The following is a 22328-nucleotide window of genomic DNA, read 5'->3' on the forward strand; positions in this document are numbered from 1 at the left end:
CGCCGAAATCCTGCCGAGGGGAGCCCGATGTGAAACGCCTGAGACCCGTCACCCTCCTGACCACCGCGGTCGTGGCCCTGCTGCCGACCACGGCCCGGGCGGACGTGACGTACCCCGACCCGCAGCCGGTCACCGGCCTGCAGATCATCCACGACCCGACCGTGATGCGCCTGAAGTCCGGCGGCTACGTGGCCTATTCGACGGGCGGCGTCATCGGCGCCCGCACCTCGAAGGACCGCGTCCACTGGAAGGACGCGGGCAACGCCTTCGCCGAACCACCGGCCTGGTGGTACGAGTACAACGACACCGGTGACCCCTGGGCCCCCGACCTCAGCCACCGCGCCGGCCGCTACTGGCTCTACTACGCGGTCTCCTCGTGGGGCACCAACCACTCCGCGATCGGCGTGGCCACCTCCCGCACGGGCCTGCCCGGCACCTGGACCGACCACGGCAAGGTCTTCACCTCGGAGACCACCGACCACTGGAACGCCATCGACCCGGCGGTCGTCCAGGCCGACGGCCGCCTGTGGATGACGTTCGGCTCGTACTGGACCGGCATCCGCATGGTCGAACTGGACCCGGGAACGGGCAAGGCGGTCGAGGACGCCACGGTCCACCACCTGGCCACCCGCCCCGACGAGCCGTACGCGGTCGAGGGCCCGGAGATCGTCGGACACGGCCGCCACTACTACCTGTTCGCGTCGTACGACGCGTGCTGCGCGGGCGTGAACAGCACGTACAGGATCAAGGTCGGCAGATCGACGGAGATCACGGGCCCGTACACCGACAGCACGGGCAAGCCGATGCTGGAGGGCGGCGGCGACCTCCTGCTGGAGGGCCACGGCAGGTACGTGGGCACGGGCGGCCAGTCGGTCTTCAAGGACAAGGGCAGGGATGTCCTGGCGTACCACTATTACGACGCCGAGGACGAGGGCACGCCCAAGCTCGGGCTGAACACCCTGAACTGGAAGAAGGACGGCTGGCCGGTCATCCGTTAGGGGCGCGGGGCTGTGTCAATGCGCGGCTCCGCCGCGCGGACGCGACAGGCCCCACCGAGCCGCAGACGACAACGAAACCTTGAAAGGAACCAATGCGCACCGCCCGTTTCACCCTGGACCCCGCTTTCACCGTAGGTGAGGTGAACCCCCGCCTCTTCGGCTCGTTCGTAGAACACCTCGGCCGCTGCGTGTACACCGGCGTCTTCGAACCGGACCACCCCACCGCGGACGCGGAAGGCCTCCGCACGGACGTCCTCGACCTCGTCAGGGAACTCGGCGTCACCGCCATCCGCTACCCCGGCGGCAACTTCGTCTCGGGCTACAAGTGGGAGGACTCCGTGGGCCCGGTGGAGGACCGCCCCCGCCGCCTCGACCTCGCCTGGCGCTCCACCGAGACCAACCGCTTCGGCCTCTCCGAGTACATCGCCTTCCTCAAGAAGATCGGCCCCCAGGCCGAGCCCATGATGGCCGTCAACCTCGGCACCCGGGGCGTCGCCGAGGCCCTGGAGCTCCAGGAGTACTCCAACCACCCCTCCGGCACGACCCTGTCGGACCTGCGCGTCGAGCACGGCGACAAGGACCCGTTCGGCATCCGCATGTGGTGCCTCGGCAACGAGATGGACGGCCCCTGGCAGACCGGCCACAAGACCGCCGAGGAGTACGGCCGCATCGCCGCCGAGACCGCCCGCGCCATGCGCCAGATCGACCCCGGCGTCGAGCTCGTCGCCTGCGGCTCCTCCGGCCAGTCCATGGAGACCTTCGCCGAGTGGGAGGCGACGGTCCTCGAGGAGACGTACGACCTGGTCGACTACATCTCCCTGCACGCCTACTACGAGCCGCTCGACGGAGACGTCGACTCCTTCCTCGCCTCCGCCGTCGACATGGAGTCCTTCATCGAGAACGTGGTCGCCACCTGCGACCACGTCGGCGCCCGCCTCAAGTCCAAGAAGAAGATCGACCTCTCCTTCGACGAGTGGAACGTCTGGTACCTGTCCCGGACCGAGGCCCAGGTCAGCGCCCTGGACTGGCCCGAGGCGCCCCGCCTGCTCGAGGACAACTACAACGTCACCGACGCCGTCGTCTTCGGCTCGCTGCTCATCGCCCTGCTCCGGCACGCGGACCGCGTCACCGTCGCCTGTCTCGCCCAGCTCGTCAACGTGATCGCCCCGATCATGACCGAGCCCGGTGGCCCGGCCTGGCGGCAGACGACGTTCTTCCCGTTCGCCCAGGCCTCGCGGTACGGCCGTGGCGAGGTGCTCGACGTCCGCGTGGACTCACCGACGTACGAGACGAAGAAGTACGGCGAGGCCGACCTGCTGCACGCCACCGCCGTGCGCGCCGAGGACGGCACGGTCACCGTCTTCGCCGTCAACCGCAGCCGCACCGCGGCCCTGCCGCTGGACGTCGCGCTCAACGGCCTCGACCTCACCTCGGTCGTCGAGCACAGCGCCCTCGCGGACGCCGACCCCGAGGCCCGCAACACCCTCGCCGAGCCCGAGCGGGTCACCCCGCACCCGGTCGACGGCACGACCCTGGACGACGGCCGGCTCTCCGCCGTACTGGAGCCGCTGTCCTGGAACGTGATCCGGCTGGCGTGAGCCGCCGGGGCGGTGGGCTCACCTCCCCGGTGAGTCCACCGCCTCCACCGGCACCCCGCCCCGCGCCGCGCCCAGCAGCGTCAGCCGTACATCACGCGGGCCCGAGGGTGTGGTCCCGTCGGACAGCACCGCCAGGGCCAATGTGTTGGTCCCACGTGTGCGCAGAATCCCGTTCGGCAGGACGAAGGTGTGCTGCGGGCCCACATCGTTGATGTACTGGCCCATGTTCCAGCCGTTGAGGAAGATCTGGACCCGGTAGGCGCGCTCCGGATCGTCGTCGATCGTGAGCCCGATCGAGGCGTCCACGTCCGCGTCGACGTCGAGCCGGAAGCCCGTCCGGTACCAGGCCACCCCCTGCCGCCGCTCCTGGTGCGGGAACTCCACGGCCGGCCACTCCCGGTCGTCGAACCCCGGCAGGTGCCAGCCCTCCCGCTCCCCGTACAGCCCGCCGTTGTTCAGCGGCCCGCGCACCCGGTCCGGCGCCGTGGCGCCCTGGACGCGCCACTCCACCTCCCGGGACGCGTCCCCGAACCCGGCCGACACGAGCCCGCGCGCGGCCTTGTGCGTGTCCTTCGCCTGCTCGTCCCCGTCGTGCTGCATCGGCCGTACGAGCACGGACAGCACGTGCGGGCCCCGCTTGCGGTGCTTCTTCGGCACGTCGAAGGAGGCCGTCGCCGTCCACGTGCCCCGCTGAGCCGTGTCCTCGTCCGGCACCGGCATGCGGTGCGTGCCCAGCGGGCGGCCGTCCAGCCAGGCCATCAGCAGCCCCTGCGTACCGGTGCTGTAGGACAGCGACACGGACTCGACGCCGCGCGTGTTCTCGAACCGCCCCCGGTACCAGACGTCGCCGTAGTGGAAGCCGTAGTCGTCCGCGAAGAGGACGGGACCGCCCCCCGGCACGGGCGTGGTGCTGTGCGACGAGGTGAGAGCGGCGGCCGTCCATGCCGAGTCGTCGAAACCGGCCCCGGACTCCGGGTTCTCAGCCCGCCTGCGCCAGCCCTCCAGCGCGGGCAGCCGCACCTCGGGCGCGCCCGGCATCAGCCCTTCCATCAGCAGGCTCCCGGCCCGGCTGACCTGGGTGCGCACCGGCCGCCCGTTCCAGGTCACGGCGGTGATCCCGCGCGGCACCCACACCTCCAGGCCGGTCTCGCCGACGAGGTCGCCGACGAGGTGGGCGGTGGAGCCGCGCAGGGTGACCGAGCGGAGCAGCGCCGGTCCGTAGACCAGCAGCGAGCCGGACGGGGTCTCGTACGGCCACAGGCGCAGCGCCGTCGCGTCGTCGGCGAACAGCAGCACCATGGGCGTCTCGGAGTCCCCGCCCTCGATCAGCACCCGGCTCAGCCCGCCCACCCCGAGCGGCACCACGATGTTCAGCCTGCCCCGGTCGTAGGACCACCCGGGCTCGTCGTCCAGCCGGTAGGTGAGCGGCTCGGTGCCGCATTCCAGGGCGACCTGCGCCGTCTCACCGCTGCGGCCCGTGAACAGGGCGATGTCCTGCCGTCCGACGGTCGTGTTCAGCATGGGCTGCGCGGTGGTGTACGCCAGTTTCCGCCGGCCCAGTTCCAGCCCGGTGGCGAGCAGCTTGGCGTCCCGCGCGCCGACGGTGACCGGTACGTCGATGCCGGAGTCCGGCAGCATCGAGCCGACCGGCTCCCCGGAGTCGTTGTGCAGGACGTACACCTGGGCGCCGGTGTCGGGATTGGCCAGGTGGCGCACCTTCAGCCGGTCGTCCTCGGCCCGTACCTCCTCCGCCGGGTCCAGCCGGGCGAGGTCGGGCACGGTCCGCAGCAGCTGGCCGAGCTGCTGGAGAGCGGCCAGCTTCGGCGTCGGCCGGCGGCCCTCGTCGATCGCCGCCCCGTGGTCGTACGAGGTGTAGACGCCCGGCGCGGGCAGCCAGCCCCACGAGGTCCCGCCGAACGCCATGCGGACGTTGTGCACCGTGACGCCGTCGGCGAGGCTCGTGAGGTGGTCGCGCCGCTCGTGGGCCGCGTCGTGCGTGCGCCGCACCTCCGCGTACCCCTTGCCGTCGGAGGTGGCCCCGCCCCACGGATCGGCCGCCCCGCCGGCCGCCCCGGCCAGGACCCCGGGCGCCCGCCGGCCGGGCTCGCGGTCGCCGAAGCGCCCGTCCGCGTGGAACAGCGGTACGTCGATGCGGTCGGCGCGCGCCTTGTCGTACAGGTGGGTCAGGTAGGCCTGTCCGGCCGGATCGTCGGCGGAGACCTCGAACCCGTCCTCGAACTGGTACAGCAGCACGGTGCCGCCGCCCGCGGTGAACAGATGCCGGACGGCGATGCGGTGGACGGCGCTCAGCCACTCGTCGACATGCCGCAGGTACTCCGGGTCGGCGGTGCGGGCGCGGCCCTCGACGGCCGTCAGCCACCCGGGGAAGCCGCCGGCGTCGAGATCGGCGGATCCGAGGTACGGGCCGGGACGCAGGACGACGTACAGCCGCTCCTCGGCGGCCGTGCTCAGGAAGAGGTCCAGATCCCGCACCCCGGTGAAGTCGTACTTTCCGGGTGCGGGCGAGTGGTGGTTCCACGGCACGGGGACGCTGACCGCGTTGCACCCATGGGCGCGCAGCTTCTGCAGCACGTCCCGCCACAGGGACGGGCTGGGCAGCCGGAAGGGGTGCATCTCGCCGGACCACAGCACCAGGCGCCGGCCGTCGACCAGCAGCGAGTACCGGTCGTAGCCGATCCGGTGCCGCTTGCCGTCCGCGCGCGGAGGCGGCGGCGGCGGGCCCGTCGGCACGCTGCGCGGCCCGTGCGCGCCGGTCGCCGCCCCGCCGCTGCCGGCCAGCGCGAGACCGAGCGCCGCCGTACCGGCCAGGGCGGTGAAGGTACGCCTGCTGAGCTCCAAGGGAGCGCCTCCTGTAGTGCTGCCACACGGGGTGCCGGTGGGCCATTGTCCACGAACCGGCACTCCCGCGTTCACGCGAGGGTTCCGCTACGTCTGTTTCCTCCCGTTTCGGTGGGGCGGAAGTGAATGGCCGGAGTTCCCCCTGTCTGCCGGGCGCGGGGCTCCATACGATGCGAGCGCTCCCGGTCTTCACCGCACCTTCATGTCTCCTCCACAGGACCGGGAGCGCATGTGCGTGCATTGTTGGCATGTACATGACGTTTCAACCGACACCCCCCACCGAAGGATGGAGAACCATGGCTGGTGGACTGCTCCTGAGCGCGGCGGCGGCCGCGCTCCTCACCGCCGCGTTGCCCGCGTACAACCCGGCGACCGGTTTCGAGGACCCGCCGCCGGACAAGATCGTCATCAAGGTCGCCACAGTGAACGGTTCCGGTTGCCCCCAGGGCACCGCCGCGGTCGCCGTCTCCGCGGACAACACCGCGTTCACCGTGACGTACAGCGACTACCTCGCCCAGGCCGGCGGGGACTCCGCCCCCACGGCCTTCCGCAAGAACTGCCAGCTCAGCCTGCTGGTGCACGTCCCCCAGGGCTTCACCTACGCCATCGCCAGCGCGGACTACCGGGGCTTCGCCTCGCTCCGGCCCGGAGCGAAGGGCACGCAGAGGGCGTCGTACTACTTCCAGGGCTCGCCGAACACGGAGTACCGCAGCCACCCCTTCGCGGGCCCCTACGACGACAACTGGCAGGCCACGGACGAAACCGACTGGGCCCAGCTGGTCTACGCGCCCTGCGGGGTCCAGCGCAACTTCAACATCAACACGGAGCTGCGGGTGAGCGCGGGCACCACGACGCCCGACGACGTCAGCTTCATGACGATGGACTCCACGGACGGGGACATCAGCACCGTGTACCACCTCGCGTGGAAGGAGTGCCCGCAGGAGTGACCGGCCGCTGAGGTGCGGGCGGGCCCGGATGCACGGACCCGCCCGCTCCGCCTGCGGCGGGAGTCACTCCCCGCCGTCGTGACCGCGCAGGTGGAGCGAGCGCAGGGCCACCTCGAGGGCGAAGCGGTGGTCGGGGTCGGTGAGCCGGTCACCCAGGTGGGCGTCCAGGTTCCGCAGGCGGTAGCGGACGGTCTGGGCGTGTACGCCCAGCATCTCGCCGACCTGCTCGGCGGGTGCCCGGGTGGAGACGTGGACCCGGAGCGTCTCGACGAGCCGGTGGCGCCGGCTGGCGGGCAGCCCGTCGAGCGGGGCCAGTTCGCGGGCCGCGAGGTGGTCGACGAGGGCGGGGTCGGACAGCAGCCACAGCGTGATCAGGTGGTCCTCGCAGCGGACCAGCGGGGCGTCGGGCACCACACCGTCGTCGACGAACTGGAGCACGCGGCGCGCCCAGCGGACGGAGTCGGCGGCCCGCGCGAGCGGTACGGTCAGACCCACCGCGGCGCGGGTGCCGGACAGGGCCGTGCCGAGCATCGCGAGGCGTTGCGGGGTGAGGTCACCGGGGACGAGCAGGTGCGGCTGCGGGATGTCGAGGTCGGCGAGGACGTCGCCGTCGAGAGCCGCCTGGATGTGGTCCGGCGCCGGGGTACGGAGGGCGACGAGGGTGCACGTCCGGGGGAGTTCCCAGGCGGCGGCCTCGCACAGTTCGGAGACGGTCGTCTGGGGCAGCGGCGACGAGGCCAGGATCAGGTGCAGTAACTGTCTTCGTAACGCGAAGACTTCGGACGCGGCCCGCTCCCGCACCTCCGCGTACCCCTCGCGGGTGACCGCCTCCAGTTCCTCGACGTACGCGAAAAGGGCGTCCGCGAAGGCGAGGATGAGGGCGGGGGAGAGGTTGTACTGCCGCCCCACCGTTCTGGCCCGGCGCAGCGCGATGCGGGCGCCGAGCCGGTAGGCGCCCTGCAGGGTCTCCAGGTCGCGGCCCTCGTAGGCCTCCACCCGGCCGAACCTGCGCAGCAGTTCGTCCCGCAGTTCCGAGCCCCTGTCGGGGTCGGCCACCCGGTCCACGAAGGCGACCAGGGCCTGTTCCACGCCCTGGCGGATCGCGTCCCCGTCGGGGCCGTTGAGCAGCCGGCCGTACACCGGGTAGGCGCGGGTGACCTCGGCCCGTATTTCGTTCAGCAGCCCCGGCAGTTCCGGCCGTATGAAGGCCGCGAACTTCCTGGGCAGGGGCTCGAGCGGTTCACCGACCTCCGGGGGCCGTGTGATCGAGGGCATGAGTCACCCCTTGCTCTGCGACGTGTCCGGCGGGGTGGCCGGGCGGGCGTCGTCCGGCCGGGTGGCGGACGGCGCCCGGACCGGTCCACCAGGTCGTGCCGGTCTGAAAAGCTGAAGCTAAATCAACTTCTTTTCCTTGTACACGGGTTGAACAGAATTGCCTCACCGTCGCAGGGGCCGGCCGCCGTAACGGCCGGGAACCGCTGCTGCGTGGCCGTTACCCGACGGCGGAGTGCCAGTTCTCCGCGAGCACCTTGCCGGCGTCGGGGGCGGCGGTGCCGGGCGCGTTGAGGCCGGTGAGGTGGGTCTGCGTGTTGTTGAGGGTGAGGCTGTTGTTCCCGGCGGCGGAGGGCAGCCCGGACTTCGCGTTGACCGCGGCGTTGATCAGGCCGATGTTCAGGCCGCAGCCGGTGGCGGCGGGGACCGCGAAGGTGCTGTCGTTCTGGGTGGCGCCGGTGAGGTTGATCCGGCTCATCTCGCCGGATTCGTCGAGGGTGCCGTCGCCCTGGAAGAAGCTCATCCCGAACTCGGGGTAGTTACGGTTCTCCGGGCGCAGGAGGACGGGGTTGGAGGCCGTTCCGATGTAGCACCTGCTGCCCAGGAGCGGGTTCTCCAGGTGGATGCGGACCGGCAGGGCGACGATGGGCAGGTCCGTGAGGACGCCCGCGGTCTGGTCGAAGGCGTAGGGCGCGCCGACGGACTCCATGGTGGCGGTGATCCTGTTGAGGGAGGAACTGTCGAGCGTCTCGCAGATGGCCGTGATCACCGGCAGGTTGCTCGGACACATCAGGCCGAGCAGGCCACCGGGCACGGTGGCGGAGTCGGCGACGAGCGCGCCGGAGGGCGGGGCGACGACGCTGCTGGTGCCGTCCGCGTTCTGGACGACGCCGAGCTGGAGGTTGGTCTTCCCCGTGACCACGGTGGTCTTGCCCAGCTTGATGGAGCCACTGGCGGAGGTGGAGACCACGCACTGCGGTGTCCTGTCGAAGCCGTCGGCGGCCAGCATCGCCGGGGCGTCCACGGGGCAGCGGGTGAAGGGGGCCCACTCGCCGTTCAGAACCGGTTCGGCGGCGGTCGCGGTGCCGAGGGAGGCGAAGGCGCCGAGCGCGGTCAGGGCGGAGACGGTGGCGATCCTGGCGCGGGTGGTGAGCAGGGGCATGGGTGGTGGCCTTCCGTGGAGGAGGGAGGGGGAGCGGCTCAGCGCTCGGGGACGGGGATCACGTACGGCTGCAGGTCGCGGGTGCACTGGGGTGCGTTGAACTCGTCTCCGAACACCGGATTGGCGATGCTGCAGGTCTGTCCCTGGACCTGCTTGATGAGGTTGCCGGGACCGGATACGGAAGCCGTGAGGAGGCGGTCGAGGTTCTCGCCGCCGGCGTCGCAGCCGGTGAAGGCCGGGACGGTCGCCTCACCCGACAGGGAACCGCCGGAGAGGAGCAGGTAGCCGGTGGCCGGCAGGCCGAGGTCCTGTTCGCCCCTGCCGTACAGCACCAGGTGGTCACCGGGATGGTTCGCGGGATCCGGGTCGACGGAGGTGAGGGACTTCTCGGTCCGGCAGCCGGGGCCGATGTCCAGAGGGGTTCCATTGACCTCGAGGGCGGTCACCCGGAGGGTCAGGGGGGCCCGGACGTAGGTGTCCGTGATCGTTCTGAAGTCCGACCAGCGCATCTTGATGCGCGAGTCGATGGTGACGGGGCCCGTCTGCTCCAGCACCATGGTGGCCGTCACGGGAGTGAAGCCGAACGTCAGGAAGGTGCTCTCGAAGGGAGGCGTCTGCTTGCGTCCCTCGTAATGGAAGTCGCCCGTCGACGCGGTGTCGAAGATGAGGTAGTCCGGGTCGGGAGGGCCGTCCACGGGGATCCCCTGCTCGATCAGCATGCAGGACGGCGGCAGGAGCGAGGCGCCCTTCAGCTTCTTCACGTTGGTGTAGCCCGTGACGTAGGCGTTCAGTGACGCCGGAGTGGGCGGGTGCTCGTCGTCGTAGAGGCACGGCGGTGCGTCGCGGTCCGCGGCGGCACCGGGTGAGTTCTCCGCCACCTCCGGCGCGCGGTCCCCCTGCCGGTCCTCCGGTCCGTCCGGTGTCCCGGAGGAGGGGGCGGGTGTTCCGGGGGAGCCGGACGAGGACGGTGAGCCGCTCGGACCGGCCGTGTCCGTACCGACCTGAACGGCGGCCAGCAGCCCTTTCCCCGGCGCGTCTTCGGCGGGGGAGCAGTCGAGGGTCAGTGCGCCGGGGTCGGTGGCGGTCCCGTCCGCGGTGCCGAGCGCCAGGTCGACGGCGAGATTCCCGGCGGAGAACGTCAGGTCACCGTCGCTCCGCCCGGTCACCGACGGGACGTCACCCGTCGCGGTCAGCGTCAGCGGTCCGGATCCGGGAAGGACGACCGGCTCCGCGGTGCCGCGCCAGGTCGCCTCGGCGGCTGCCTCGTTCTGGGCGACGCCGACGGTGAGGCGGGTGGCGGCCTGCGCGGTGGTGGCCTTGAGCGCGGTGAGGTCCGCGACCGCCTCCGCCGGCAGTTCCACCGTGGTGGTGACATCGGCGGGTGAGATCGCCTCGCCCGTCTCCACCCGGTCCGGGAAGGTTGCCGAGACCCGTACCTCGGCGGGCTGCCGTCCGGACGGGAGTGCGCAGACGTAGGGGAGTTCGGCGTCCACCTCCTGGGTGCCCGCGGCGGACGCCGCGGCCGGGACCGTGGCGGCGAGCACGACGAACGCACCGATCGCCGCGCTCCTGGCACGGACACGGGACGGCCGCGGCACGGCGGCTCGTTGGCCTTTCATACAGCTCCACTCGAGTAGGGGAGGACCGGTGTCCGCGGGACGTGGCGCAGAGTCCGTGAACGCCCGACCGGGGACGCCGGCCGGGCGGACGTGGGCAGGTGGCGTCCTACGGGTTGGAGCCGACGATGGTCGGGATGGTGCTGGTGCCCTTGACCTTGACGGCGTAGTTGCCCTTGAAGGTGGGCTTGGTGTTGACCGTGACCACCGCACCGCAGTTGACGGGGGCGGGGTTGGAACTGACGGTCAGGTCACCGGCGACACTGCTGACCGCCAGGACGCCGGTGGAGTTGGTGTAGGTGCTCGTGGCCTTGCCGAGCACCGTGAACTTGCAGGCGCCGGCGGTCACGTTGGCCTTGACGTTGCCGATGTAGCCCTTGGTGACGCCGGTCGAGGCGGTGTAGTCCTGCGCGACGACGGTCCAGGGGGTGACCGCCACGGTGGTGACGTTGCCCAGGACGCTGGTGCACGGCGAGCCGGAGGTGCCGAAGTTGATGGCGTTGATGTTGGCGACCGTCGCCGGGTTGCCGGTGTTGCTCTGCAGGGTGCCCGACGCACCCGAGGTGGTGCACGTCATCGGGATGGTGGCGGTCAGCACGATGTTGCCGACGTTCGTGGCGGTGAACTCGGCCGGCGACGGGGTGACGGTCCACACCGTGGACGGCACCGCCGAGGCGGGGGAGAGGGTGAGGCCGAAGGCGGCCGTGGCCGCACCCGCCACGACAGCGGTCCTTCTGAGGGTTTTCTTCATGGCTCGGGGAGTCTCCTTGTGGATTGACCGGCAGAGATGGGCCGTGGCCGATCGGATCGAGGGGCGGCCGTGCGGCCCGCGGCTCGGTGTTCCCTGTCCGCGAACCATGACGTTACTCGCGGGAAACTTAGCCGAACAATGCCGCCGTTCATGATTCTTTGAAAAGCGCAACCAACTGTTTCCGGAGTGAGCGGTTCGCGGATCGCCTTACTCACCTTCCGTCAATGCCGATTTTTTCGGCCGACGCCCGCAAGCCTCCGGCGGAGCGCCCGCCGTCGGGCTGTTCTACTCACTCGGTGACAGTTTCGAGGGCGTGTTTTGTTTGCGCCTTGACAGGTTTCCCGTGGCCGGAGTCGGACCCCCGGAAAACTCGGATTCCGCTATTGCCCGCCGAGGTTACTCGGCCGTAACGTGCCGGTGTGGTGCTCGGTTCCAGGTCGGTGGCCCCCGTCGGCCGGAGCCATGACGGGTGCTTTCCGGCCACGCCCTTCCACCGGGGGTCGGACATCCGTCGGCAGGGTCTCGCGGATCCACACCCCCCGGAGCCGCGAGACCCTGCCTGTCTCCCCGGAGACAAGTACGGGTGCGTCGTGTTGTCTGCGCGGTGACAAAGTCCGGAAGGGCGGTGGGAAACCGGCGCCGCACCCGTTGTCAGTAGGTTCCGTGCCGACTTAACGTGCGCCGGCGGCGCACGTCCGACACACGTCCGCTGGAGGTGATATGGGAATCGAAGTCGTGGTCGAGGGCCTGACCAAGTCCTTCGGCAAGCAGAGCGTCTGGCGGGACGTGACACTCACCCTTCCTGCCGGAGAGGTGAGCGTGATGCTGGGTCCTTCCGGCACCGGGAAGACCGTTTTCCTGAAGTCGCTCATAGGGTTGCTCAAACCCGAGAAGGGCCGTGTCCTCATCAACGGGGTGGACATGGTGAACAGTCCCGAAAGGGACATATACGAGACCCGGAAATTGTTCGGTCTCATGTTCCAGGACGGAGCCCTCTTCGGGTCCATGTCCCTCTTCGACAACATCGCCTTCCCGCTGCGCGAGCACACCCGCAAGAAGGAGTCCGAGATCCGCCGCACCGTCATGGAGCGGATCGAGGTCGTCGGGCTGCTGGGCGCGGAGGGCAAGCTCCCGGGGGAGATCAGTGGCGGCATGCGCAAGCGGGCCGGCCTGGCCCGCGCGCTCGTGCTGGACCCTCAGATCATCCTCTGTGACGAGCCGGACTCCGGGCTCGACCCGGTCCGTACCGCCTACCTCTCCCAACTGCTGATCGACCTGAACGCGCAGATCGACGCGACGATGCTGATCGTCACCCACAACCTCGACATCGCCGCCACCGTGCCGGACAACATGGGGATGCTCTTCCGGCGCGAGCTCGTCACCTTCGGCCCGCGCGAGGTGCTGCTCACCAGCGAGGAGCCGGTCGTGGCCCAGTTCCTCGACGGCCGGCGCGAGGGCCCCATCGGGATGTCCGAGGAGAAGGACGCGGCCACCCTCGCCGCCGAGGCGGACGCCGCCGTCGGCACCGAGGCCCCGCCCCGGACCATCGTCCCGCAGCTGGAGCCGTCCCCCGGCCTCCCGCCGCGCCGGGCGGTCGCCCGGCGGCGTGAGCGTGTCATGGGCATGATCGACCGGTTGCCGCCCGCCGCGCGCTCCGCCATCCGCAGGACCTACGCGGAGAGCGCCGGGGCGCCCACCCTGCCGATGCCTGCCGCCGGGAGCGGCGCATGATCACCGGTGCGCTGCGGGGGACCGGCCGGCTGTTCGCGCTCGCCGCCGAAGTGGGCCGCGCCGTCTTCCGAAGGCCCTTCCAGTTCCGCGAGTTCGTCGAGCAGTTCTGGTTCATCGCCGGTGTCACCATCCTGCCCGCCGCCCTCGTCTCGATCCCCTTCGGCGCCGTCATCGCGCTCCAGGTCGGCTCCCTGACCCAGCAACTGGGAGCCCAGTCCTTCACCGGGGGCGCCAGCGTCCTCGCCGTCGTCCAGCAGGCGAGCCCGCTCATCGTGGCCCTGCTGATCGCCGGCGCCGGCGGCTCCGCCATCTGCGCCGACCTCGGCTCCCGCAAGATCCGCGAGGAGCTCGACGCCATGGAGGTCATGGGCGTCTCGCCCGTGCAACGCCTCGTCGTGCCCCGGGTCCTGGCCACCATGAGCGTGGCGGTCCTGCTCAACGGCCTGGTCTCCGTCGTCGGCACACTCGGCGGCTACTTCTTCAACGTCATCCTGCAGGACGGCACCCCCGGCGCCTACCTGTCCAGCTTCTCCGCCCTCGCCCAGCCGGCCGACCTGTACATCAGCGAACTCAAGGCACTGGTCTTCGGATTCATCGCGGGCATCGTCGCCGCCTACCGGGGCCTCAACCCGCGCGGCGGCCCCAAGGGCGTCGGCGACGCCGTCAACCAGTCCGTCGTCATCACCTTCCTCCTGCTCTTCTTCGTGAACATGGTGATGACGGGCGTCTACCTCCAGATCGTCCCGCCGAAGGGAGGCTGAGGCCCGATGGCCTCCCCGCTCGCCCTGCTCGACCGCTCCGGCGACCACCTGCTCTTCTACGCCCGGGCGCTGTTGTGGATCCCGCGGACCCTGCACCGCTACCTCAAGGAGGTGCAGCGCCTCCTCGCCGAGGTCGCCTTCGGCTCCGGAGGTCTCGGCGTCATCGGCGGCACCATCGGCGTGATGATCGCGATGACGCTCTTCACCGGAACCGTCGTCGGACTCCAGGGCTACGCGGCCCTCGACCAGATCGGCACGGCCGCGTTCACCGGATTCGTCTCCGCCTACTTCAACACCCGGGAGATCGCCCCCCTCGTCGCCGGCCTCGCCCTCTCCGCGACCGTCGGCGCCGGCTTCACCGCCCAGCTCGGCGCCATGCGCATCAACGAGGAGGTCGACGCCCTCGAGGGGATGGGGATCCGCTCCATGCCCTACCTGGTCACCACGCGCATCATCGCCGGGGTCGTCGCCATCGTCCCGCTCTACGCGATCGGGCTGCTCTCCTCCTACCTGGCGTCCCGCTACGTGACCGTCCTGTTCAACGGCCAGTCCCGGGGCACCTACGACCACTACTTCAACCTCTTCCTCTCCCCGACGGACGTCCTGCTCTCGGTGCTGAAAGTGCTGGTCTTCAGCGTGATGGTGATCCTCGCCCACTGCTACTACGGCTACCGCGCCACGGGCGGCCCCGCCGGTGTCGGCGTCGCGGTCGGCCGGTCCGTGCGCAACGCCATCGTGCTGATCAGCGTCACCGACTTCTTCCTGTCGCTCGCCCTGTGGGGCGCGACCACGACCGTGAAGGTGGCGGGGTGAGATGAGCGGAACACGAGGCGAGACGCTGCGCCACCGGTCCGCCGGGGTGGTGTTCCTGCTGGTGCCCGCCCTGCTGGTCTGGCTGGCCGTCGCCGTCTACGACAAGAGGTTCACCGACTCCGCCCCGGTGGTCGTCGAGACCGGCAGCGTCGGCAACGAGATGCACCTGGGCGCCGAGGTCAAACTGCGCGGCGTCGTCGTCGGCGAGGTCCGCGCCATCGACGCCACCGACGACGGGGCCCGGCTCACCCTCGCCATGAAGCCCGGGGCCCTCGACGACGTACCGTCCGACGTCCGCGCGCAGATGCTGCCGACCACCCTGTTCGGCGAGCGGTTCGTGGCCCTCGTGCCGCCCGAGGCCCCCTCGGACCGACCGCTGGCCGCCGGAGCCGTCATCCCCCAGGACCGCTCCGAGAACGCCGTCGAACTCCAGCAGGTCCTCGACGACGTCCTGCCGATGCTCACCGCCGTCCAGCCGCAGAAGCTGTCCGCGACCCTGTCGGCCGTCTCGCGGGCCCTGGAGGGACGCGGTGACCGGCTCGGCGACACGCTCGTCCGACTGGACGCGCACCTCGAGGAGTTCAACCCCCACCTGCCCACCCTCAACCGGGACCTCAAGCACCTCGTGAAGGTCGGCCATGTCTACGCGGACGCCGCGCCCGACATCATCACGGCGCTCACCGACTTCACCACCACCAGCGGCACCCTCGCCGAGCAGGAGGCCGCATACGCCGGCACCCTCGGAGCCACCACCCGGACGGCCGAGGACATGACGGCCTTCCTGCGGAGGAACGAGGACAACATCATCCGGCTCGCCGCCGCCGGCAGGCCCACCCTGGAACTGCTCGCCGAGTACTCCCCCTCCTTCCCCTGCACCCTGCGGACCCTCGCCGAGTTCGTGCCCGCCATGGACAAGGCGCTCGGCAAGGGCACCGACCGGCCCGGCATCCACGTCGACGTCACCACCGTCCCCTCGCGCGGCGCCTACCTCCCCGGCCGCGACACCCCGGTGTACGACTCCGGCGGCGGCCCCCGCTGCCCCTCCGTGCCCTACCTCGGCCCACTCGCCCGGCCTGCCGCACAGGCATCCGCGGCGGTCGACCAGGACCTCGGGCCCGCCAACTCCCCGCAGGAGAACGAACTGGTCAACGAACTGCTCGCCCCCGCCGCCGGCCGGCACCCCGGTGATCTGCCCGACTGGAGCAGCCTGCTCGTCGGCCCGGCCTACCGCGGCACGGAGGTGACCCTCGGATGACCGCCCCGGACAACGCGCACACCCGGCGCCGCCCGCTGACCGGGCCGCTGCTCAAGTCCCTGGTCTTCGTGGTGGTCACGGGCATCGCCACGACCGTGCTCGGCCTCAGTGTCGCCAACACCGGTGTCAGTACCGGCACCAGCACCTACCGGGCCCTGTTCACCGACGTCACCGGACTCGTCGACGGCGACAGCGTACGGATCTCCGGGGTGGAGGTCGGCGAGGTGACCGACGTCCGCGTCGTGCAACGGCGCACCGCACAGGTCACCTTCACCGTCCGCGAGGACCGCCGGCTGCCCCGGTCGGCCACCGCCGCCGTGAAGTACCTCAACATGGTCGGCCAGCGCTACGTCGCCCTCGACCGCGGCAGCGGCGACCTCACCGGCACGCTCGAAGCGGGCGACACCATCCCGCTCGACCGCACCACGCCCGCCCTCGACCTGACCCTGCTCTTCAACGGGTTCAAGCCGCTGTTCGAAGGACTGTCCCCGAAGGACGTCAACGAACTCGCCGGATCGATCGTGCAGGTGCTCCAGGGCGAGGGCGCCACCGTCGACGGCCTGATCCGCCACATCGGCTCGCTCAGCACGACCGTCGCCGCCAAGGACGAGGTGATCGGCCAGGTCGTCGACAACCTCACCACCGTCCTGAAGACGCTCAACGACCGCGAGGACAGCTTCGACGACCTCGTCGTCACCCTGCGGGACCTCGTCACCGGCTTCAACGACGACCGCGAACCCCTCGGCGAGGCCGTCGAGGCCATGGGCGACCTGACCACCGTCACCGCCGATCTCCTCGAGGACGGACGCGCTCCCCTCAAGCAGGACATCCGCGAACTGGGCCGGCTCTCGACGGGCCTGGGCGAACACACGCCGCAGATCGAGGACTTCCTCGACCGGACCCCCGCCAAGATGACCGCCCTGGCACGGCTGTCCTCCTACGGATCGTGGTTCAACCTCTACCTCTGCGAGGCACGCGTGAGCGGAGTGACCACCTCCGACGGCTCCGAACCGCCGACCGGCATCGCGATCACCGAATCGAGGTGCCGCGGATGAGACCCTTCGCACGGCACGACCGGACCGACCGGCCGGGCGGGGCCCGGCGCCCGCGGCTCAAGCCGGTCAAGGAACGCGACCCCGTCGCCGTCGCCGTCGTCGGACTGCTCGCCCTCGCCCTGCTCGCCGTCCTCGTCTACCACGTGGACCGGTTGCCGTTCGGCGGCGGTACGCACTACAGCGCCGACTTCTCCGAGGCCGCCGGCCTCGACGCGGGCGACGAGGTGCGCATCGCCGGCGTCAAGGCGGGCGAGGTCACCGGCGTCGCTCTCGACGGCGCCAAGGTGAAGGTCACCTTCGAGGTCGAGGACGCCTGGATCGGCGACCGGACGACCGCCGCCATCGCCATCAAGACCCTCCTCGGCGACAAGTACCTGGCGCTCGACCCGCTCGGCTCCGGCCGGCAGGACCCCGGCAGCCGCATCCCGCTGTCCCGCACCACCTCCCCCTACGACGTGACACAGGCGTTCCAGGACCTCGGCTCCACCGTCGAGGACATCGACACGCGGCGGCTCGCGGAGAGCTTCGAGACCATCTCCGACACCTTCGAGAACTCCCCGCCCCATGTGCGCAACGCCGCCGACGGTCTGTCCGCGCTGTCGAAGTCCGTCTCCAAACGCGACGCGAAACTCTCCGAACTCCTCAAGGGCAGCGCCCGGTTCACCAAGACGCTGCAGAACAAGAAGTCCAGCTTCGAGACGCTCATCGAGGACGGCGGCTCCCTGCTCGGCGAACTCCGGGACCGCCGCAGCGCCATCCGGGCCCTGCTCAAGGGCAGCAGAGAACTCGGCAAGGAGATCAACGGCCTCGTCGACGACAACGAGAAGCAGCTCGGCCCCACCCTCAAGGCCCTCGGCCGGGTCACCGGCGTCCTGGAGAAGAACAACGCCCAGCTCGGCAAGACCCTCGCGCTGGTCGGCCCGTACTACCGCCTCGTCGGCAACACCCTGGGCAACGGCCGCTGGTTCGACAGCTACCTGTGCGGCGTCGTCCCCCGCGACTACCTGCCCGAGACGTCCCTGCCCGAGACCGGCTGCCTGCCGCCGAAACAGGCGGCGGCCCGGGGGAACGGTGAGCGATGAGCAGACGCAGAAAAGTTCTCACCGGCCTGCTCGCCCTCGCGGTGCTCGCCGCCACAGGTCTGACCGCGGTCCGGGTCCTCGACTCCGACGACACCCGCATCACCGCCTACTTCGACCGCGCCGTCGGCATCTACGCCGGGTCCGACCTGCGCATCCTCGGTGTGCGGGTCGGCGAGGTGGAGTCGGTGCGGCCGCAGGGCACCACGGTACGCGTCGGCCTCCTCCTGGACGAGGACGTGAAGGTGCCCAAGGGCGCGCGGGCCGTCGTCGTCGCGCCGAGCGTCGTCGCCGACCGCTATGTGCAGCTCACCCCCGCCTACAGCTCGGGCCCCGCCCTCGCCGAGGGCGCCGTCCTGCCCGCCGCGCGCAACCGCACCCCCGTCGAGATCGACCAGCTCTACGACTCGATCACCGAACTCGGCGAGGCACTCGGCCCGGACGGCGCCAACTCCAGTGGCGCCCTGTCCGAACTGCTGAGCACCGGCGCCGCCAACCTCGACGGCAACGGCGAGGCCATCGGCGAGAGCATCGAGGAGTTCGGCAAGGCGGCCAAGACCCTCGACGGCAGCAGCGGCGACCTGTTCGGCACGCTGCGCAGGCTCCAGACCTTCACCACCATGCTGAAGGAGAAGGACACCGACGTGCGCACCGCGCAGGAACGCCTGGACGAGGTCGTCGGCTTCTTCGCCGACAACAAGGACGACCTCGCCGGCGCACTCGAAGAGCTCGGCACCGCCCTCGGCCAGGTCAAGACCTTCATCGAGGACAACCGGGGCGAGCTGAAGGAGAACGTCGACCGGCTCGTCCCCCTCACCCGGACCCTCGTCGAGCAGCGGACCTCGCTCGCCGAGGCGCTGGACGTGGCGCCGCTGGCCGCGGGCAACGTCGTGGACGCCTACAACCCCGACACCCGCACCCTCGACGGCCGCGCCAACCTCAACGAGATCAGCATGGGAGGACCGCTGCTGCCGCTGCCCGCGGCGGGCGGCTCCTCCGCGAGCGGCGACGGGCCCGCCGCCGGGGAGGGAGCGCGATGAGGCGCGGCACACGGAACTCCGGCCCGAGGGCCGCGGCGGTGAAGCGCGGCGCGCTCACCACGGGCGGCACCGTCGGTCTCACCCTGGGCGGACTCCTCGCCCTCGGCCTCGGCTTCACCCTGGCCCTCGGCGCGGTCACCGTCGAGCTGCCGCGCTTCGACGGCATCGAGGACCTGCCGCTGCCCGGCGGCGCCGACCTCGGTGACCACCCCTACACCGTCACCGCGGAACTCCAGGACGTGCTCAGCCTGGTCCCGCAGTCCGCGGTGAAGGTCAACGACGTCGCCGTCGGCAGGGTCACCGCCGTCGAACTCGGTCGTGACGACTGGTCGGCCCGCGTCACCATGAAGATCAACGGCGATGTGCGGCTGCCCGCCGACGCAGCCGCCCGCCTCGAACAGTCCAGCCTGCTGGGCGAGAAGTACGTCCAGCTCGTCGCACCCGAGCGGGTGAGCGGAGCCGGGAGGCTGGAGGACGGGAGCGTCATCCCGGCCTCCCGCACCAGCCGCGACACCGAGGTCGAGGAGGTGTTCGGCGCACTGTCCCTGCTCCTCAACGGCGGCGGGGTCAACCAGCTCAAGACCATCAACCGGGAACTCAACGCGGCGCTCGGCGGACGCGAACCCGAGGTCCGCTCCGTGCTGAAACGGGTCAACACCCTGGTGACCGACCTCGACGACCACCGGGGCGACATCACCGACGCCCTCGACGCCGTCAACCGGCTCTCCACGACCCTCGCCACCCGCAAGGAAGACGTCGGCACCGTACTCACCGACCTCTCGCCCGGGCTGAAGACGCTCGAGAAGCAGCGCGGCTCACTGCTGACCATGCTGCGCTCCCTCGACACGCTCTCCGGCGTCGCCGTCTCCACCATCGACGCGAGCAAGGACGACATGATCGCCGACCTCAAGGCCGTCGCACCGACCCTGAAGGCGCTCGCGGACGCGGGCACGGACCTGCCCGACTCACTGGAGGTGCTCCTGACGTACCCGTTCACCGACGAGGTGCTGCGGGGGGTGAAGGGCGACTACCTCAACGTGTACCTGGACATGGTCGCCGTGCCCGGCACCCAGGTGATCCCGCCGCTGGTGCCGCAGGGCACGGCCTCTCCCTCCGCCCCGGCGGACAGCGGGCCGGGAGCGGCCGGGAAGGAGCGGTCCGAGGAACGGGCCGGCGGGGAGCGGGAGTCCGCCCCGCCGTCGGCGACCCCGTCCCAACGGCCCTCACCGACGCACTCCTCCCCCCTGCCCCTGCCCTCCGTCCCCGTCACCGGAACGGCGGCGGATCCGGCGGCCGCCCGGGGAGGTGAGCCGGGTTGATCACCCTCGCCGTACGGCTGAAGAACCTCGCCTTCCTCCTCGTCGCCGTCCTCGCCCTCTCCTTCCTCGGCATCCGCTACGCCGACCTCGGGCGGTACGTCGGGGTCGCCGACTACTACACCGTCGACGTGCGACTCCCGCGCACCGGCGGGCTGTTCACCCACTCCGACGTCACCTACCGGGGTGTCTCCGTGGGCCGTGTCGGACCGATCGGCCTGACCGCCGACGGTGTCGTCGCCGAACTCCGCATCAAGAAGTCCGCCCCGCGCATCCCCGCCGACACCCGCGCCGTGGTCGCCGGGCTCTCCGCGGTGGGCGAGCAGTACATCGACCTGCGGCCCGAGAGCGGCGGCGGCCCCTACCTCGCCGAGGGCACCCGCATCGAACAGACCGACACCCAGGTGCCCATACCCGTCACCGATGTGCTCAGCAGCGTCGACGACCTCGCCGGCTCCGTCCCGCTCGACGACCTGCGCACGGTCGTGGACGAGTTCGGCAAGGCCTTCGAGGGCCACGGCGACGACCTCCAGGTCCTGCTCGACAGCGGCAGCGCCTTCGTGGAGGCCGCCGACCGCGCCCTGCCGTCCACCACCAGGCTCATCACCGACGGCGAGACCGTGCTGCGCACCCAGGCCGAGGAGGGGAAGGCCATCCGCGACTTCGCCGTCGGGGCGGAGGAACTGGCCCGCACCCTCAAGGGATCCGACGCCGACCTGCGCCGCCTCCTCACCGTCACCCCCGAGGCCGCCACCCAGGTCAGCGGCCTCCTGCGGGACCTCGACCCGAGCCTCGGCGTCGTCCTCGCCAATCTGCTCACCACCTCCGAGATCGCCGTCACCCGGCAACGCGGCATGGAGGAACTCCTCGTGAAGTACCCGGCGGCCGTCGCCGCCGGCGCCACCGCCGTCGACGGAGGGAAGCTGAACCTCGGCATGGCCGTCACCTTCTTCAAGCCCCTGCCCTGCACCGCCGGATACGGCGCCACGCGCTACCGCAACGGGCTCGACCTCGGCACCACGCCCGCCCTCAACACCGGCGCGGCCTGCACCGCCCCCGCCGCGGACGGGTTCAACGTGCGCGGCTCGGCGAACGCTCCGAAGGGCGGCCCGGTGCCCGACCCGGCCAGGCCCGGATCCCTGCCCTCCGGCAGCGGCGGGGCACGGACGGGCGGACCGGCCGCACTGCCCGGCGCCCTCGCCCTGCCCGGTCAGGACGGCGAGGCACCGGGGGACATGGCGGGCCTCCTCACCCCGGCCGGCGGGAGCACGCGATGAACAGGGCCCGGACCCTCACCGGCCTGGGGCTGGCCCTGGCGCTCGGCTTCTGCGGCACCGGCGCGTGGACGTACGCGCAGGCACGCACCGACGACGCGCTCGCGTACGGCCGGGAGCGCGACCGGGCGCTCGCCGACGGACGGGCGGGCCTGGTCGTGCTCACCACGCTCGACGCCTCCACCCGGCAGCGGGCGGAGAAGGGCATCCGGGCCTGGCGCGACGCCTCCACCGGACCGCTGCGCGAGGAACTGGGCCGCACCGAGGCGAAGGCGGGCGCCTCGGCGCGCGGCACGGTCACCGAGGCGGCCGTCACCGCGCTCGACACGCGGGCCGGCACGGCCAAGCTGATCACCACCGTCCGCGTCGAGGTCACGTCCGCCGGGACGAAGAAGCCGGCCACCGACCGTAAACGCCTGGAGGCGGTCCTGGCCCGCACGGGTGAGGGGGAGTGGAAGGTGAAGGCGCTGAGCGCGGTGCCGCTCTCGGGGGAGCAGGAGGACGGGGACCGATGACACTGGCACGGCTGCTGCGCGGCGGCAGGGCGCAGGATCCCGCGCGGGACGCGGCCCCGGGCACGGACCCCGGTACGGACCCGGACCCGGGGACCGTGCCCGCGCGGGACGTGGCCCCGGCGCCCGATGACGCGACATCCGCGGGAGGGGGTTCCGGGAACGGATCCCTCGCGGGCGGGGCGTTCGAGGACGGTGTGGCCAAGGACGGGACACCCGAAAACGGATCCTCCGGAGACGGGACGTCCGACGACGGACCCCCCACCGCTGGGCCTTCCGAGGGCGCGCG

18 protein-coding genes are annotated in these 22328 nt (G+C 71.2%); 13 read left to right on the forward strand and 5 right to left on the reverse strand.

What is annotated here, in order from left to right; genetic code table 11:
• The first annotated feature begins 29 nt into the window (after positions 1-29).
• Positions 30-998 carry an arabinan endo-1,5-alpha-L-arabinosidase gene (locus ACH4VX_RS01175; protein ID WP_398364857.1) on the forward strand — a complete coding sequence of 323 codons (969 nt, stop codon included), beginning with the start codon at positions 30-32 and terminating at the stop codon, positions 996-998.
• Positions 999-1090: 92 nt separating this feature from the next.
• Positions 1091-2596 (forward strand): alpha-N-arabinofuranosidase, encoded by a 1506-nt coding sequence (locus ACH4VX_RS01180; protein WP_398364859.1) that lies wholly within the window; start codon positions 1091-1093, stop codon positions 2594-2596.
• Between the two features lie 18 nt (positions 2597-2614).
• Here ACH4VX_RS01180 and ACH4VX_RS01185 read toward each other — a convergent pair whose 3' ends face one another.
• Complete coding sequence (locus ACH4VX_RS01185) at positions 2615-5455, reverse strand: beta-galactosidase (protein ID WP_398364860.1); 2841 nt, start codon at positions 5453-5455, stop codon at positions 2615-2617.
• A gap of 296 nt (positions 5456-5751) precedes the next feature.
• On the opposite strand from ACH4VX_RS01185, the gene ACH4VX_RS01190 reads away from it, so the two are divergent.
• The gene (locus ACH4VX_RS01190) at positions 5752-6402 is read left to right on the forward strand and encodes a DUF4360 domain-containing protein (RefSeq protein ID WP_398364861.1); all 651 of its coding nucleotides are present in this window, start codon (positions 5752-5754) and stop codon (positions 6400-6402) included.
• 63 nt (positions 6403-6465) lie between these two features.
• On the opposite strand, the gene ACH4VX_RS01195 is transcribed toward ACH4VX_RS01190, so the two are convergent.
• The 4 genes from ACH4VX_RS01195 to ACH4VX_RS01210 form a co-directional block, all read right to left on the reverse strand.
• Positions 6466-7677, reverse strand: coding sequence for a helix-turn-helix domain-containing protein (locus tag ACH4VX_RS01195; RefSeq protein ID WP_398364863.1), 1212 nt, complete (start codon positions 7675-7677; stop codon positions 6466-6468).
• 217 nt (positions 7678-7894) lie between these two features.
• Entirely contained in the window at positions 7895-8836 is a 942-nt protein-coding gene (locus ACH4VX_RS01200) for a hypothetical protein (protein ID WP_398364865.1), read from the reverse strand.
• 38 nt (positions 8837-8874) lie between these two features.
• Entirely contained in the window at positions 8875-10455 is a 1581-nt protein-coding gene (locus ACH4VX_RS01205) for a DUF6801 domain-containing protein (protein WP_398364866.1), read from the reverse strand.
• Between the two features lie 106 nt (positions 10456-10561).
• A complete protein-coding gene (locus ACH4VX_RS01210; RefSeq protein WP_398364868.1) occupies positions 10562-11203 on the reverse strand; it encodes a hypothetical protein in 642 nt (213 codons plus the stop codon).
• Between the two features lie 720 nt (positions 11204-11923).
• Here ACH4VX_RS01210 and ACH4VX_RS01215 point away from each other — a divergent pair.
• The 10 genes from ACH4VX_RS01215 to ACH4VX_RS01260 are packed head-to-tail and all read left to right on the forward strand — an operon-like array spanning position 11924 to position 22042.
• Complete coding sequence (locus tag ACH4VX_RS01215) at positions 11924-12934, forward strand: ABC transporter ATP-binding protein (RefSeq protein ID WP_398364870.1); 1011 nt, start codon at positions 11924-11926, stop codon at positions 12932-12934.
• Positions 12931-13695, forward strand: coding sequence for an MlaE family ABC transporter permease (locus tag ACH4VX_RS01220; protein ID WP_398364872.1), 765 nt, complete (start codon positions 12931-12933; stop codon positions 13693-13695). Before ACH4VX_RS01215 ends, ACH4VX_RS01220 begins: the two co-directional genes overlap by 4 nt.
• 6 nt (positions 13696-13701) lie before the next feature.
• Positions 13702-14508: an MlaE family ABC transporter permease gene (locus tag ACH4VX_RS01225; RefSeq protein ID WP_398364874.1), complete on the forward strand. Its 807-nt coding sequence runs from the start codon at positions 13702-13704 to the stop codon at positions 14506-14508.
• Between the two features lies 1 nt (position 14509).
• Positions 14510-15763 carry an MCE family protein gene (locus ACH4VX_RS01230; protein WP_398364875.1) on the forward strand — a complete coding sequence of 418 codons (1254 nt, stop codon included), beginning with the start codon at positions 14510-14512 and terminating at the stop codon, positions 15761-15763.
• Positions 15760-16818 (forward strand): MCE family protein, encoded by a 1059-nt coding sequence (locus ACH4VX_RS01235; protein WP_398364877.1) that lies wholly within the window; start codon positions 15760-15762, stop codon positions 16816-16818. The genes ACH4VX_RS01230 and ACH4VX_RS01235 overlap by 4 nt, the downstream gene beginning before the upstream one ends.
• Entirely contained in the window at positions 16815-17900 is a 1086-nt protein-coding gene (locus tag ACH4VX_RS01240; protein ID WP_398364879.1) for an MCE family protein, read from the forward strand. The genes ACH4VX_RS01235 and ACH4VX_RS01240 overlap by 4 nt, the downstream gene beginning before the upstream one ends.
• A complete protein-coding gene (locus tag ACH4VX_RS01245; RefSeq protein WP_398364881.1) occupies positions 17897-18937 on the forward strand; it encodes an MCE family protein in 1041 nt (346 codons plus the stop codon). The genes ACH4VX_RS01240 and ACH4VX_RS01245 overlap by 4 nt, the downstream gene beginning before the upstream one ends.
• On the forward strand, positions 18934-20256 hold the full coding sequence (locus ACH4VX_RS01250; protein ID WP_398364882.1) for an MCE family protein: 1323 nt from the start codon (positions 18934-18936) through the stop codon (positions 20254-20256). Before ACH4VX_RS01245 ends, ACH4VX_RS01250 begins: the two co-directional genes overlap by 4 nt.
• Positions 20253-21530, forward strand: coding sequence for an MCE family protein (locus ACH4VX_RS01255; RefSeq protein WP_398364884.1), 1278 nt, complete (start codon positions 20253-20255; stop codon positions 21528-21530). The genes ACH4VX_RS01250 and ACH4VX_RS01255 overlap by 4 nt, the downstream gene beginning before the upstream one ends.
• Entirely contained in the window at positions 21527-22042 is a 516-nt protein-coding gene (locus ACH4VX_RS01260; RefSeq protein ID WP_398364885.1) for a hypothetical protein, read from the forward strand. Before ACH4VX_RS01255 ends, ACH4VX_RS01260 begins: the two co-directional genes overlap by 4 nt.
• Positions 22043-22328: the final 286 nt, after the last annotated feature.

Source organism: Streptomyces sp. NPDC020731, assembly GCF_044334705.1.
Taxonomy (GTDB): Bacteria; Actinomycetota; Actinomycetes; order Streptomycetales; family Streptomycetaceae; genus Streptomyces.